Genomic DNA, 14,417 nt, shown 5'->3' with positions numbered 1-14,417 from the left:
TGATCAGAAGAGGCATATCGCCAGTACTGAACGAAACGGTAAGATTACGAGGCTAACAGTCAAGAATACAGCCGCAATTGATTTATATCAGGCACTCAAGCCCGCTGGTTAAACCGCCGCCCAACAAGAGCGGCTGCGATATTCACCTTCTGGATATCGATGGCGCCACCGGCAATGCCCCAGCCCCAACCGTCGCGCAAACGCTGTTCCATGCCGTAGGACTTGGAATAGCCGTAAGCTCCCATGACCTGCAGGGCCGAGCCAGCAACATCGCGGACGATCTCGTTGGCGAAACATTTGGCGAGGCTTGAATCCAGCACGGACGGCAAGCCGTCCTCGGCGTTCTTGGCCGCACGGTAAATCAACAAGCGCGATGCTTCGACCCGCATGGCCATCTCGGCGAGCTTCATCTGCACCGCCTGGAACTCCACCAGCTCCTTGCCGAAGGCTTTGCGTTCCTGGGTATAGGAAAGCGCGGTTTCGAAGGCGGCCGATGCGATGCCGAGGCACATGGTGGCGTTGCCGCAGCGCTCCAGATCGAACGCTTCCATAAGCTGGCGGAAGCCTCCCGCCGGAACGATAACGTTCTCTTTCGGGATCTCGACATTGTCGAAGAAGATGTCCGCGCTCGGGATACCGCGGAAGCCCATCAGGCGTTCCCGCTCTCCGAAACTGACACCCTGCATTCCCTTCTCGACATAGACGGCGCCGATCCCCTTGGCGCCGGGCGCATCGGACATCTTGCAATAGGCCACATAAGCCTCCGCATGCCCGCCACCGGAGCACCAGCGTTTCTGACCGTTCAGGATCAGCTTGCCGCCCTCTTCCTTCACCCGTGTCTTCAGATCGGTCAGCGCCGATCCCGCATCCGGCTCCGACATGGCGACGGCGACGGTCAGCTCACCGGCGCAAACCTTGGGCAAGACCTGCTTTGCCAATTCCGAGGAGGCAAAGTGCTCGACCGCACGGCAGGGGCCGACGGAGGATTCGAAGATCGGAAAGGCAACGGCCGGAGAAACCTTGGCGAACTCCTCCAGAACGATCAACGCTTCCAGATTGCCGAGGCCGAGCCCGCCATATTCTTCCGCTACATTGATCCCGAGGAAGCCCATCTCCGCATAGCGCTTGATATGCTCACGGGACGGCGCTTCGTCCTTTTCCTCAAGCTCGCGGGCGACTTCCGTCATTTCCTGCGTCGCAAAGCTGCGCGCTGTCTCCTGCAATTCGCGCTGCTCGTCGGTCAGCTGGAAATCCATGAACGTTCCTCCGGATCATTTTTGTCTTTATCGTTTCAATTGAAATGAGTTTAGCCGCGATGAAAGCGGACGTAATCCTCAAGAGGTACACGTTCCGTAATAAGTGTATTCTCCGGTTGCGACCAATCCGCCTTGCCGAGAGCCATACCGGCAACAACCACGTCCTCTTCGCCAATCGGAACATGGTTCCGGATCACCTTGTGGAAGGTGGCGAAAGCGGCCTGCGGGCAGGTCTCCAACCCATGGCTGCGGGCCAGCACCATGACGTTCTGCATGAACATGCCGAAATCGAGCCAGCTGCCGATTTCCAGCCCCCGATTGATGGTGAAGATCAGGCCGACAGGCGCATCGAAGAAGGTGAAATTCCGGGCGTGCTGCGCTTTGGTCTTCTCGAAATCCCCCTTCTTGATATCCAGCAACCCATAAAGCGCCCAGCCGACCGCGCGGCGGCGCCCCTTGAAGGGCTCGAAGAATTCTTTCGGGTAATACTGATACTCGCCGTTATGCCCGCCTTCATGGTGTGCTTTCACCAGATCGGTGCACAGCGCGTCACGAGCGCCGCCGGTCACGACCTCGACCTTCCAGGGCTGCATGTTGGTTCCGCTCGGTGCCCGGCCGGCGAGGTAGAGGATGCGGGCAATGGTTTCCTGGGATACCGGGTCGGGCAAAAAGGCCCGGACGGAGCGGCGCTGCGAGATGGCCTCCTCGACAGGGTTCAGGTTTTCGTATCCGGTCTCTATGATCGGTGCGTCTGTCACGGTTCTTCTCGGGAAAATTGATCAAAATGGCTGGTGAACTTGCCGCCGGGCCCCTTGCGGGGCTCAGGGTGCTGGATCTGACATCGGTCCTGCTTGGACCATATGCGACGCAGATCATGGGCGACATGGGCGCCGATGTCATCAAGGTCGAGTCTCTCGATGGCGATGTCACCCGCAATGTGACGCCATTCAGGACGCCCGGTATGGGTGCGGTATTCATGAACGTGAACCGCAACAAGCGGTCGCTCAGCATCGATCTGAAGAATGCCGCCGCGCGGGACGCATTCCTCAAACTAGTGCCGGAAGCGGATGTGCTGGTCTGCTCGATCAGACCCGGCGCCATGCGCCGGCTCGGCCTCTCATACGAGGATCTGAAATCACTCAATCCGGGGCTGATCTATTGCGGCGCCTACGGCTTCAGCGAGAACGGCCCCTATGCCGGCCGCCCCGCCTATGACGACATTATCCAGGCCGCCTGCGGCCTTGCCGCGTTGCATGAGCGGGCGGACGGTGCCCCGGCTTACAGCCGCACCGTGCTGGCGGACAAGGTCACCGGCCTGATGTGCCTCTCCGCCATCACCATGGCGCTGGTAGCCCGAGGGCGGACAGGCAAGGGCCAGTTTGTCGAGGTGCCGATGTTCGAGAGCCTCGTCGCCTTCATGCATGTCGAGCATCTGCAAGGCGCGAGCTTCGAGCCGCCACGCGGCACGACCGGCTATGAAAGAGTGCTCGCCCCGCACCGCAAGCCGTATCGCTCCAGCGACGGCCATGTCGCCCTGCTGCCATACACGACCCGGCACTGGACCACCTATCTCGAAGCCATCGGACGCAGCGACATTTCTTCAGAGAGCTGGGTTACCGACCCAGCCGAACGATCCCGCAATATCGGCAGGCTCTATGAGATTGTCGCGGAAACCACGCCAACCCGCAGCTCGGCCGAATGGCTTGCCCTGTTCAGCGAGATCGACGTCCCGGCCATGCCCGTGCTCGGCACCGAAGCCCTGCTGCAGGACCCGCATCTGGACGAGATCGGCTTCTGGCCCCTGTTCGAGCATCCGAGCGAAGGGCCGATCCGCATGGTCGGCCAGCCGATCCGGTTCGAGGATACGCCCGCAAGCTACCGTCTCGGTGCCCCGCGTCTTGGCGAGCACAGTGCCGAAATCCTGAGCGAGGCCGGTATAGAGGCCGAGGGAATCGAAGCTTTGATCGCGGCCGGCGCCGTGAAACAGGAACATTGACCGGGTATCCATTCCCGGAAAGCACAAAATTGGTGCTCTCCCCGAGGCGCCCTGCCCTTTAATCACCCCCTGCCGCGTGTTATCTGAAAGACTTCACCGAGCAATGATCCGGACCTGTTCATGACCGCTTCGCTTCCTGCCTCCGTGGCTGACACACTTTCCCTGCTTGCCAAGGGCCAGTATGTCGCCGACACGCCGCTCGCCACCGCGTTGCATCTGGCGCTGCAACTGAAGCGGCCGCTTTTCCTTGAGGGCGAGGCCGGCGTCGGCAAAACGGAGATCGCGAAAGTCCTGTCGGAGACGCTGGGACGGAAGCTGATCCGGCTGCAATGCTACGAGGGTCTCGATGTGTCCTCGGCTGTCTATGAGTGGAACTATTCCCGGCAGATGCTGGAGATCCGCATGGCCGAGGCCGAGGGCGGCACCGACAGAAAAGCGCTGGCCGCCGATCTGTTCTCCGACGAATTCCTGATCAAGCGCCCGATCCTGCAAGCGCTGGAAAAATCAGAGGGTGGTGCCCCGGTGCTGCTGATCGACGAGCTGGATCGGACCGATGAGCCGTTCGAGGCTTTCCTGCTGGAAGTTCTGTCCGACTATCAGTTGACCATCCCGGAAATCGGACCGTTCAAGGCGGAAGAGCCGCCGATCGTCATCATCACCTCGAACCGGACCCGCGAAATCCATGACGCCCTGAAACGGCGTTGTTTCTATTACTGGGTCGATTACCCGAACGCCGAGCGCGAGCTGGAAATCCTGCGCAAGAAAGCGCCGGGTGCCCCGGAAGCCTTGAGCGCCCAGGTCGTCGCCTTCGTGCAAGAGCTGCGCAAGATGGACCTGTTCAAGCAGCCAGGCGTTGCCGAGACCATCGACTGGACCCATGCGCTGGTGCAGCTCGATTATCTGGCGCTCGATCCGGCCGCCATCGACAACACCCTCGGTGTGCTGCTGAAATACCAGGACGATATCCAGAAGATCCAGGGCAGCGAAGCCAACCGCATCCTGACGCAGGTCCGGAGCGAGCTGGCGATGGCCGGTTAAAACGGCCATGGCGCCGCTCGACGAAATCAGACCGCCGGGCGAGCTTCCGGCCCTCCCGGAACCGCCTGAAGGCGGCGGCGGCAAGCTTGTCGATAATATCCTGTTTTTCGCCCGCGTTCTCCGCGCGGCCGGACTGCCTGTCGGTCCCGGCAAGGTGCTCGACGCCATTGAGGCGGTGCGCACGGTCGGCATCACCGACCGGACAGTCTTCTATTGGGCGCTCCACGCGGTCTTCGTGAATCGGCGAGACCAGCGTGAGATCTTCGATCAGGCATTCCACATATTCTGGCGTAATCCGCGCATCCTCGAGAAGATGATGCAGATGGTGTTGCCGGAGATGAAACTGGCAACTGACGGCAGCGAAGACGAGGCAGAGCAGATCAGCCGCCGGGTCGCCGACGCGCTGAGCCAGCAGCAGGAAACCGGCACCGAGAGCAGTGCGCCGGAAGAGGACAACGAACAGGAAATCCAGCTCGATGCGGTAATGACCTATTCCGAGCAGGAACTGCTGCAGACCATGGACTTCGAGAAGATGAGCGCGGAGGAAATCCGCGCCGCGCATCGCGCCATCGAGAAAATGCACCTGCCATTGGCGGACATTCCGACCCGCCGCTTCTCACCGAGCCGCTACGGCGACAAGGTCGATCTGCGCGCAACCCTGCGCCAGGCGCTGCGCTCAGGCGGGGACAGCATTCCGCTGCAGCTCAAGAAACGCCGGACGCGGCCGCCACCGTTGGTCGTGCTATGCGACATTTCCGGCTCGATGACACGCTATTCGCGCATGCTGCTGCATTTCATGCATGCCGTGACCAACGATCGGGACCGGGTCCACACGTTCCTGTTCGGCACGCGCCTCACCAATGTCACCCGATATCTGCGACACAAGGACGTGGACGAGGCGCTGGACAAGATCAGCGGTGCGGTGGAGGATTGGTCCGGCGGTACCCGGATCGGGCATAGCCTTCAGGACTTCAACCGTGACTGGTCCCGCAGGGTTCTGACCCAGGGAGCGGTCGTCCTGCTCATTACCGACGGGCTCGACCGGGAAGCCGGCAAGGGCCTCGGTGCCGAAATGGAACGACTGCATAAGTCCTGTCGCAGGCTGATCTGGCTGAACCCGCTGTTGCGGTACGATGGCTTCGCCCCCAAATCAATGGGGGTGCGGGCCTTGTTGCCGCATGTTGACGAATTCCGGCCGGTACATTCGCTCGACAGCCTTGAGGATCTCGCTGAGCTGTTGGGAAAACCCGCCGGAATAAGACGGAGCGGCATGTCAGGCTGGCTCGGGAAACTGGCAGAGATCGAAGCGGCGGAGGTGGCATAGGGAGCCCCTCTCCTGCGAATGGACCTGGGACAGGTCCTTGATGGGAAGGAGACCGGCTATGGACAGATACGATCCTGGACAACAGGACGATATTCTTGGACGGATCGCCGAATGGCGGCGCGACGGGCGCCGTATCGCGGTCGCAACGGTTATCAAAACCTGGGGTAGCTCCCCGCGCCCGGTGGGCAGTCAGCTCGCCATCGACGATAGCGGGGCCATGATCGGCTCGGTTTCCGGCGGCTGCATCGAGGGCGCCGTGGTGCGCGAGGCCATGCAGTCCATCCAGGACGGCAAACCCCGAACACTGGATTTCGGCGTCAGCGACGAGCAGGCCTGGGATGTTGGGCTCGCCTGTGGCGGCGAGGTGAAAGTTTACGTGGAACGGATCGAAGGACAATAAGATGCAAGCCGAGCTGTTCGACGTCCTGATGGCGCACCGGGAGCAAAAGACGCCCGTCGCCATGGTCACGCGCCTGGAAGATGGTGCGCAGGCATTGGTTACGCCTTCCGGCACGGAGGGCGCGCTCGATCTCTCGAACGCGCAGATCGACGAAGCACGTACACGCATGCGGGACGACCGCAGCGGCATCAGCGCGGACGGCACGCATTTCACACATGTTCATAACCCGCCGCTCCGCATGATCATCGTCGGCGCTGTTCACATCAGCCAGCTGCTGGCGCCGATGGCCACGCTTTCCGGCTATGCTGTTTCCATCATCGACCCGCGCGCCTCCTTTGCCACCGAGGATCGGTTCCCTGACGTAGAGTTGAGCGACGACTGGCCGGACGAGGCTATGGAAGCCCTCAAGCCGGACAGCCGGACAGCCATCGTCACCCTGACCCACGATCCGAAGCTGGACGATCCGGCATTGCACGTCGCGCTGAAAAGCGACGCCTTCTACATCGCCTGCCTCGGCAGCAAGAGAACCCATGCGCGCCGCCTGGAACGGCTCCGCGAGGAAGGCTTCACCGATGCCGACTTCCAGCGCATCCATGGCCCAGCCGGCCTCCCCATCGGTGCCGTCTCCCCGGCGGAGATCGCGATTTCCGTGATGGCCGAGATGACCGCCGTGAAGCACGGAACCGAGCCTCTTCGAGCCGCGGCCTGAGGCACGCATGTATTTCGGCGAACTGCCGGTCGCAGAGGCCGAAGGTGCAATTCTCGCGCATAGCCGGCGGCTGGAAGGTCGGGCCCTCAAGAAGGGCCGCGTGTTGGATGCGGATGATCTTGCCGCACTGAATGCGGCCGGTATCGAACGGATCGTCTGCGCCCGTCTCGAAGAGAATGACATTCCCGAGGACAAAGCAGCGGATCTGCTGGCGAGCGCCTGTCGTGGCGCTCAGGTCCGTGTCGGTCCAGCCTTTACCGGGCGCGCGAACCTGTTCGCCGAAGCAGATGGCATTGTCCTGTACGATCCGGAACGCCTTGACGGCTTCAATCTGGTTGACGAAACCATCACGCTTGGCCTGGTGCAGCCCTATCAGGCCGTAACGCAGGGCCAGATGATCGGCACGCTGAAGATCATCCCCTTCGCCGTGCCTGAAAGCCCCGTTCAGATTGCCGAGGCTCTGGCGAGCCAGGGCACGCCGCTCCTGCGTGTTGCCCCGTTCCAGCCGCTCGACACGATCATGATTCAATCCCGGCTGCCAGGCACGAAGGAAAGCGTGCTCGACAGTACGCTCCGCGTCACCACGGACCGGCTGGACGCTCTCGGCTCCACATTGATCTCGGAAGCCCGCTGCGACCACGATCACGCATCTCTTACCGATGCACTGCGGCGCGCCGTTGCCGCGGACCCGAAGCTGATTCTGGTCTCCGGCGCTTCCGCCGTTGTCGATCGACGCGATGTCATTCCGAGCGCCATCGAGAGTATCGGTGGCACGATCCTGCATTTCGGCATGCCGGTCGATCCCGGCAACCTGATGCTGATCGGCCGAATTGGAAAGATTCCGGTGATCGGCATGCCCGGCTGCGCCCGTTCGCCGAAGCTGAACGGCTTTGACTGGGCCTTGCAGCGACTCTGCACCGGCCTCGACATTGAGCCTCGCGACATCATGCGTATGGGTGCCGGCGGACTCCTGAAGGATGTTCCACACCGTCCCCTGCCACGGGCCAGCGCCAAGCGAACCGATAAAGTGCCCGCCTCAAGAAAGCCGGCGGCGAGCCGCTCTGAAATCGCCGCCATTTTGCTGGCGGCCGGACAATCCTCCCGCATGGGCCCTACCAACAAGCTGCTCAGCACGCTGGACGGCAAACCTTTGGTCCGTTGGGTGGCGGAAGCCATTCTTGCATCAACGGCAGGCCGCCTCATTGTCGTGACGGGCCACGAGGCGGATAAGGTCAGCGCAGCCCTCTCGGATCTGGATGCGGAGTTCGTCCACAATCCGCAATACGCCCTCGGGATGAGCACCAGCGTCCGGGCCGGTTTTGCCGCGCTGCCAGACGGCACGGATGCCGCACTCGTCTGTCTCGGCGATATGCCGACCATCACGGCGCAGATGCTGGACGCCATCATCGCGGCCTATGATCCGGTCGAAGGGCGCGCCATCGTGGTTCCGGTGCATGGTGGCAAACGCGGTAATCCCATCCTGTGGGATCATCGATTCTTCGAGGAAATGCAGGAGCTGGACGGCGACAAGGGTGCACGCGGGCTACTTGCCGAGTTCGCTCATCTGGTTGCAGAAGTGGATGCGCCGGATAATGCGGTCCATCTCGATATCGACACCCCGGAAACGCTGGCCGATGCCGGCGGTACGCTTGAGAAGGCGGAGTAAGATGAGCGACGCGCTTTATCAGGCGGAAATCCTGCGGCTGGCGAAGGAAGGCCGGGGCAACCAGCGGCTTGACGATGCCGACGGCTCGGCGCGTGCCGATAATCCACTTTGCGGCGACCGGGTTACCGTCGATCTGAAAATGAGCGACGGGAAAGTATCCGAAGTCGGCCACCGGGTTCAGGGGTGCGCATTATGCGAGGCTTCGGCCGCCCTGATCAGGCTGAACGCTCCCGGTCGGAGCCTGAGCGAGCTGGAAACAGTCCGGCAACATTTCCTGGAGTATCTTGCCGGAACCCGGGAAGACGCTCTCGATTGGCCGGAGCTGGAGAGCTTTGCACCCGTCAGGGATTTCAAATCGCGGCACGACTGCGTGCGTCTGCCATTCGATGCGACGCTTAATGCTCTGAAAGACGCTCTGGAGAAAAAACCGGCCTTTTAGGCGATCGAGTGCTCTAAGCGAGAATGTCGAGGGTTTCGTCGAGGAGCTCGTCGCCTGTTCGTAGCACGGCGACATTTGCTTCAAGCTGACGCTGTGCCTGGATCAGGTTTACCGTTTCGTCGGCGATCGACACATTCGCAACCGATGATATGCCTTCGGCATTCGCGTCCGGAGCACTCGGGTCGTAGATCGGAAAAGATGCCGGGTCGACAAGCGAGGTCTGGGTCCGCACGCTGGCAGCACCGGCCGTAGTGGACTGAATCTCTGTCGGACGGAAGATCGTATCGCCTGTGGCATTGGTCTCGGGGATCGGCTGGCCCGGGCGCAGAACCTCATCCGCCGGCGCCGCGACGCTGGAGATATTCGCAAGATTGCTGGCTGCGTTACGGGTCTGGCTGCCCGCCGATAGGATGCCGCTCACCGCTGTGTTCAATGCACCTGAAATACTCATGCACTCACCAATAAACCATGTGTCTTAAAAAATAGTTTTCGGCGACATATATTACAAGCAGAACCCGGTCCAGTCCGCCGCGTGCGCCATCTGCCGTAACGTGTTATGTGAGAAGGATCATTCGGATGAACGAAGGGATCGCGCACCGGTATGGACAAATGCTACTTCCGTACTGGCTGGCACTCCGGCCTTCTGATTGCGTTGCTGGTGTCGTTTCTTGTCGCAGCCACCCCGGCCAGGGCCCAGACCATTCAGTGGTACATCGAGGTCCTGACGGATCCGATCACAAAGGCCCCCATTCTCGAAGCCCGTATCCTGTCGCGCCGCGGTTACCGCTTTCACTTTATGAAACGGGCCGATAATTCGCTCTGGGCCGAATTCATTATGCCGCGGCATGTCGAAAAGACGATCAGCCGAAAGCGGCTTCCGACCTATTGGATAGACGGAAACGACCCGGTAAATCTCGAATCCCTGAAAGAATTGGAGGTCGGCTTCAAGCCGACGCTATACGATATCAGCGAGAAGGGCGTTCAGTTCATTCTGTGGGGCGCCTTGAAACGAGGTCAGGTCCCACCTCCCCTGCGCAATTTCATGCTCGGAGAGACTCTGCATGTCCGCTATTGGACAGCGACCGGCGAGATGGAACAGGCCGAAATTCCACTGAAACGCGCGAACGAGGCCATCGCCCAGATGCTGAACCTCGCACCGCTCAACCGTGGCCCTGAGGTCACCCAGAAACGCCGTAGCGAGACGTTCGAAACTGTCGCCCGCCACTATCTCGATTTCTGCGAGGAACTCCGATTCGTCGGAAAAGACACGGATTACGGAACCTGCCGCAACCGCTTCGTCAGCTGCAGCGAGAGTCCGGATCAGTCTGAACAAAGCTTCAAAGATTGCCTGAACAAAGAAGAATAATTATTTGTTTATATTGAAATATCTAGCCTGGATGTAGTCGGCACTGGTGAGAAGTCAAACGGCGACAGACCTTCACGTTCGAAGAATGAAGAGCCGCTCTCCCGATCACTGTCCTCGTTCACTGCCGTAACTCCGAAGGCACTTCCGGAAGTCACCGAGAATGCCCCGTTGTCGTCAGCTTGATTCGTTCCTGCAAACGGTGACACCGTCTCCGGAGCGAATGGGCTGCCACTCACGCCAGAGGACTGACCAGCATTCTCCGTAGCACCTTGCCCGGTCAAACCGGGAGCAGCCACACCGGATGTGCTCCCAGAATCAGAGTTTGCAGATCCCGAAGCGTTTTCAGCTTCGCCACCCTGTTCTCCACCGCCATTGAGCTCCTCAAGAGCTTCTGTCACTTCCTGGGCCTTTTCCGCCCGGGCCTGCTGAATACCCTGGCTGGCCTGGGCCGCGATCGCCTGATCCGCCGCTGACGGCTCCGCCGGAGCAAGCGCAGCATTGCGGACCTGTTGCAGCTTACGGATCGTGGCGTCCGGGTCCCCGGCAACAGGACTGGTCTCAATTGGCACTTCACCGCCAACTGCATAGCGGCGCCCGTCCGGTCCGGCCTGATACGTATAGGAAATCGATCCGGCATACTGGCCACCGGCGGCTTTGTGCGCCTGCTCATGGCGGCGCACCTCGGCATCACGCTGCTTCAGATCGTCGACGGTCTCCTGCTCTTCTTCGGTCAGACCGTTTGCGCCCTCTTCCTCTTCCGACCCCGCTTCCTGCGCCTGCGCGTCTTCGGCATCGTCGGCAGTCGGGTCGGATGGTTCCGCAATCGCAGTGCGCCGTTCTGCCTCGCTATCGCTTTCTTCCTGAACCGCAGCGATACTCCGAGGCGCCAAAAGGCCATTCAGACCAAAGACTGAAATAGCCCCCTCGTCGTCACCGCCAGCCTGCTCGCCCTGGCCGAATGGCCTCAACACGGACGCGCCCGTCAGCCCTGCCGCCGTCGGCGCAGCTGTCCTGTCGAGCGTGTTCTGCTGATTGTCTTCATCGGTCTGCGGGGTCAAACCAGCAGCGGATATCGTGCTGTTTACCCGTATGATGAGATTGGTTTCGACGCCAGAGACCATTTTTATCCCTAGTTACCGGAAATTCTGTCCGGGCCAATTAGAAACTCCAAATTAAGTCTTTGAACCGATCCAGTCAACCAAGGCGACATCACAGTCTGGTGCTCTTTCGCACAAATCGAGAATTGTAACCCGCCGTATTTGCACTATTTATGCTCGGTTTCCGGGCTACATTGGGATCTTCCTCCCCGGCACCAGAATCAGAGCAGGTACCCAGTGACAGCCCAGCGCAAGGCTCCCCCAATTCTCGTGCTCATTATCGCGACAGCGACCGGGCCCCTTGCCCTGAATCTTTTTGTCCCCTCAATGCCTGGCCTCGTGAAGATTTTCGGGACCGATTATCATACCGTTCAATACACACTGACGCTGTATCTCGCGGGTATCGCCGTCGGCCAACTTCTGTACGGGCCGATTTCTGACCGGATCGGGCGCCGGCCGACCTTGCTGGCCGGGCTGGCGATATACACGCTCGCCAGTCTTCTCTGCGCCTTTGCGGGCTCCATCGAGTGGCTGATAACCGGCCGCGTCTTCCAGGCTCTTGGCGGGTGTGCCGGCATGGTCCTTGGGCGCGCCATCGTGCGGGACGTTTATGAGCGCGAGGAAGCAGCGCCGGTGATCGCCTTCATCACCATGGCCATGGCCGTTGCCCCCATGATCGGCCCGGCCATCGGAGGCTTTCTGGACAGCGCATTTGGCTGGTACGCAGGTTTTTATGTCGTCGCCACCATGGGTGGCGCGGCTCTGGCTTATGCCATACCGACATTGCATGAAACGCACCATGCCCGTGCAGAGCGGATCGATGTGCGCAGTCTTGCCCGCAGCTACGGCGCCCTGCTGACATCGCGCGCCTATCTCGGCTATACGCTGAACACGTCTTTCTCAATCGGCTGCTTCTTCGCCTTCCTGTCGTCCGCTCCCTACGTAACAATCGAGATCCTGAAGATCCCGCCGCATGTCTACGGATTCTTCTTCATTATCGTTTCACTGGCCTATATTTCCGGCAACTTCATCGCCACACGGATATCCCGGCGGCTCGGCATTGATCGCATGATCCTGCTTGGCTGTTGCTTCTCCATGGGTGGCGCAGTGGTTCTGACCGCGTTGTCGACACTCGGGTTTTTGTCGGCTTTGGCGATTTTCCTGCCTTTTGCCCTGGTTGCGTTCGGCAATGGCATGAGCCAACCCAATGCAATTGCCGGTGCTGTCAGCGTCAACCCGCTGATCGCTGGCGCGGCGTCTGGCCTGATGGGTTTCTTGCAGATGGTGTTCGGCGGCATCGCAACCGTTACCGTCGGCTACTTCCAGAACGATACGGACTTCATCGCGCTCGCGGTGACGGTCATGGTCGGAGCGTGCTGCGCCCTGGCAAGCCTCACCCTCGTCCGGAACCAGGCGCCTCTGGAACAGGAAGCGGCCGCCGAATGAGCGAACGGCCGGAACTGGATCCGGGCGCGCACGCCCTGATCAGCCGGGCATCGGAACTCTTCTCCGCCGCTCCGGGTAATCCGCAATCCCCATTCCGCTATCCCGTCTTGGCGACAATCGGGCGAGACGGCAGCCCCAACGGCCGTATCCTGGTGCTCCGGACGGCAGATCCCATGGCCTGGCAAGTGACACTGCACTCGGATAGCCGGGCGGAGAAAGTCTCCGAACTGGCAGGAAACGACGCCGCCATGCTGGTCTTTTATGACCATGAGGCGAGTTTGCAATTACGGCTCAAAGGGGCAATAGACAGAAGCACCGACAGTGCGGTCCGCGAAGCCATCTGGGCGGAACTTCCGGCAAGTAACCGGCCGAACTACCGGGCCAGCCTGCCGACAGGATCCCCGATCAGCGCGGCCGGTGACGGCATCGACCCGGCCGCCGCTCAATCCGGTTACGAGAATTTCGACGTTCTTACCTTTTCGGCCAAAACAGTCGATATCCTGCAACTCTCACGTAACGGCAACCGGCGGTACCGCCTCGACGTCGCGCTCGGGACCGGGAGCTGGCTCGTGCCCTGAGCATCGCGCACCGTTACTTCTCGAACATGCTGACTTTCAGATCTTCGGACGGGCCCAGCCAGATCACATGCTGGGTATGATCCGCCAGCTCGTCCCCGGTCTCTGCGTGCACAAAGACGGTCAGGTCTCCACGATTGAGAGACAGCCAGGGAATGATCTCCCCGAACTGCTCCGGTTTGAACGCGACCTGATAACTGTATCGCGGATGCGGACCGACAGGCTTCTCGTGGAACCGGCCCATCTCTATATCGAACTGCCGCTCAATCGCCTCGCGGAGTGTGCGAGCCGACTCCGCGCTCTCAGCGCCGAAATAAACATGGGCATGGTACCCAAGGATATCGGATGTGTTTTTGGGCATTCGGGGTCCTTTCCCGTATCCAATCACGAGCCAACGGCACGATGATAGAGCATGCGAGCCGCGTATCGCACTTCGTCAAACTTAGCTTATGGTTAACGGACTTTGACGGAACCTGTTCTTTCTGGTGCACTTACCGTGCAGCGCAATAGCGTGAGCATGGGAGACACATCATGGCCCTTAGAAAAACTGAGATCTGCGACTTCGGCTGGACGGCGCCGGACTTCCGGCTGAAGGGCATTGATGGTGCGGAACACAGCCTTGCGGATCTTCGCGGCCCGAACGGCACGCTCATCATGTTTATCTGCAATCACTGCCCCTATGTGAAGGCAATCGCGGGCAAAATTGCGCGGGATGCTGCGGAACTTGCCTCTCTTGGCATTGCCTCGGTTGCCATCATGTCGAACGACACGGAGGCCTATCCGGCGGATTCCTTCGACAACATGATCAGGTTCGCCGCCACGCATGAATTCAGCTTTCCCTATTTGATCGACGAGACCCAGCAGGTCGCGCGCGCCTACGACGCAGTGTGCACGCCGGAATTCTTCGGCTTCGATTCGGGTCTCGGATTGCAATATCACGGGCGTCTTGACGAAAGCAGAGCTTCACCGATTGAAGGTGCACGGCGTGATCTGTTCGAGGCCATGAAGCTGGTGGCGGAGACCGGTCACGGCCCGAAAGAGCAGATCGCCAGCATGGGCTGCTCAATCAAGTGGAAAGCGGACGCCTGAAATGCAGGAGCCTGCT

General features: G+C 60.5%; 16 protein-coding genes. 11 read left to right on the top strand and 5 right to left on the bottom strand.

Annotated features, from left to right (window positions below):
- Positions 1 to 95: 95 nt before the first annotated feature.
- Together K328_RS0103680 and K328_RS0103675 are read right to left on the bottom strand one after the other, a co-directional pair.
- Positions 96 to 1,256 carry an acyl-CoA dehydrogenase family protein gene (locus K328_RS0103680; RefSeq protein ID WP_028464812.1) on the bottom strand — a complete coding sequence of 387 codons (1,161 nt, stop codon included), beginning with the start codon at positions 1,254 to 1,256 and terminating at the stop codon, positions 96 to 98.
- 50 nt (positions 1,257 to 1,306) lie between these two features.
- Positions 1,307 to 2,014, bottom strand: a complete 708-nt coding sequence (locus K328_RS0103675) for a nitroreductase (RefSeq protein WP_028464811.1) — start codon at positions 2,012 to 2,014, stop codon at positions 1,307 to 1,309.
- 26 nt (positions 2,015 to 2,040) lie between these two features.
- Between K328_RS0103675 and K328_RS0103670 the strand changes: the two genes are divergently transcribed.
- The 7 genes from K328_RS0103670 (at position 2,041) to K328_RS0103640 (ending at position 8,828) form a co-directional block, all read left to right on the top strand.
- On the top strand, positions 2,041 to 3,252 hold the full coding sequence (locus K328_RS0103670) for a CaiB/BaiF CoA transferase family protein (RefSeq protein ID WP_036553113.1): 1,212 nt from the start codon (positions 2,041 to 2,043) through the stop codon (positions 3,250 to 3,252).
- Positions 3,253 to 3,372: 120 nt separating this feature from the next.
- On the top strand, positions 3,373 to 4,290 hold the full coding sequence (locus K328_RS0103665; RefSeq protein ID WP_028464809.1) for an AAA family ATPase: 918 nt from the start codon (positions 3,373 to 3,375) through the stop codon (positions 4,288 to 4,290).
- 7 nt (positions 4,291 to 4,297) lie between these two features.
- On the top strand, positions 4,298 to 5,614 hold the full coding sequence (locus K328_RS0103660) for a vWA domain-containing protein (RefSeq protein ID WP_084608077.1): 1,317 nt from the start codon (positions 4,298 to 4,300) through the stop codon (positions 5,612 to 5,614).
- 58 nt (positions 5,615 to 5,672) lie between these two features.
- Complete coding sequence (locus K328_RS0103655) at positions 5,673 to 6,014, top strand: XdhC family protein (RefSeq protein WP_036553111.1); 342 nt, start codon at positions 5,673 to 5,675, stop codon at positions 6,012 to 6,014.
- Position 6,015: 1 nt separating this feature from the next.
- Positions 6,016 to 6,723: an XdhC family protein gene (locus K328_RS0103650; protein ID WP_028464806.1), complete on the top strand. Its 708-nt coding sequence runs from the start codon at positions 6,016 to 6,018 to the stop codon at positions 6,721 to 6,723.
- 7 nt (positions 6,724 to 6,730) lie between these two features.
- Positions 6,731 to 8,389 carry an NTP transferase domain-containing protein gene (locus K328_RS0103645; RefSeq protein ID WP_028464805.1) on the top strand — a complete coding sequence of 553 codons (1,659 nt, stop codon included), beginning with the start codon at positions 6,731 to 6,733 and terminating at the stop codon, positions 8,387 to 8,389.
- Position 8,390: 1 nt separating this feature from the next.
- A complete protein-coding gene (locus K328_RS0103640; RefSeq protein ID WP_028464804.1) occupies positions 8,391 to 8,828 on the top strand; it encodes an iron-sulfur cluster assembly scaffold protein in 438 nt (145 codons plus the stop codon).
- A gap of 13 nt (positions 8,829 to 8,841) precedes the next feature.
- On the opposite strand, the gene K328_RS25580 is transcribed toward K328_RS0103640, so the two are convergent.
- The gene (locus tag K328_RS25580) at positions 8,842 to 9,279 is read right to left on the bottom strand and encodes a flagellar basal body rod protein FlgC (RefSeq protein ID WP_084608075.1); all 438 of its coding nucleotides are present in this window, start codon (positions 9,277 to 9,279) and stop codon (positions 8,842 to 8,844) included.
- Between the two features lie 150 nt (positions 9,280 to 9,429).
- On the opposite strand from K328_RS25580, the gene K328_RS0103630 reads away from it, so the two are divergent.
- Positions 9,430 to 10,194, top strand: coding sequence for a hypothetical protein (locus tag K328_RS0103630; RefSeq protein ID WP_028464803.1), 765 nt, complete (start codon positions 9,430 to 9,432; stop codon positions 10,192 to 10,194).
- Between the two features lie 8 nt (positions 10,195 to 10,202).
- Here the strand turns inward: K328_RS0103630 and K328_RS25575 are convergent, their stop codons facing one another.
- The gene (locus K328_RS25575) at positions 10,203 to 11,315 is read right to left on the bottom strand and encodes a putative metalloprotease CJM1_0395 family protein (RefSeq protein WP_051284425.1); all 1,113 of its coding nucleotides are present in this window, start codon (positions 11,313 to 11,315) and stop codon (positions 10,203 to 10,205) included.
- A 213-nt stretch (positions 11,316 to 11,528) separates the two neighbouring features.
- Between K328_RS25575 and K328_RS22445 the strand changes: the two genes are divergently transcribed.
- Positions 11,529 to 12,737 carry a Bcr/CflA family efflux MFS transporter gene (locus K328_RS22445; RefSeq protein WP_084608074.1) on the top strand — a complete coding sequence of 403 codons (1,209 nt, stop codon included), beginning with the start codon at positions 11,529 to 11,531 and terminating at the stop codon, positions 12,735 to 12,737.
- Positions 12,734 to 13,315, top strand: a complete 582-nt coding sequence (locus tag K328_RS22440) for a pyridoxamine 5'-phosphate oxidase family protein (protein WP_051284423.1) — start codon at positions 12,734 to 12,736, stop codon at positions 13,313 to 13,315. The genes K328_RS22445 and K328_RS22440 overlap by 4 nt, the downstream gene beginning before the upstream one ends.
- A gap of 13 nt (positions 13,316 to 13,328) precedes the next feature.
- Here the strand turns inward: K328_RS22440 and K328_RS0103610 are convergent, their stop codons facing one another.
- Positions 13,329 to 13,673, bottom strand: a complete 345-nt coding sequence (locus K328_RS0103610; RefSeq protein ID WP_028464802.1) for a DOPA 4,5-dioxygenase family protein — start codon at positions 13,671 to 13,673, stop codon at positions 13,329 to 13,331.
- Positions 13,674 to 13,843: 170 nt separating this feature from the next.
- On the opposite strand from K328_RS0103610, the gene K328_RS0103605 reads away from it, so the two are divergent.
- Positions 13,844 to 14,401, top strand: a complete 558-nt coding sequence (locus K328_RS0103605; protein WP_028464801.1) for a thioredoxin family protein — start codon at positions 13,844 to 13,846, stop codon at positions 14,399 to 14,401.
- Positions 14,402 to 14,417 lie beyond the last annotated feature (16 nt).

The sequence above is a fragment of the Nisaea denitrificans DSM 18348 genome (genome assembly GCF_000426505.1).
Classification (GTDB): domain Bacteria; phylum Pseudomonadota; class Alphaproteobacteria; order Thalassobaculales; family Thalassobaculaceae; genus Nisaea; species Nisaea denitrificans.
The sequence above is the reverse complement of the archived record's forward strand: the minus strand, read 5'-3'. Positions and strand labels throughout refer to the sequence as shown.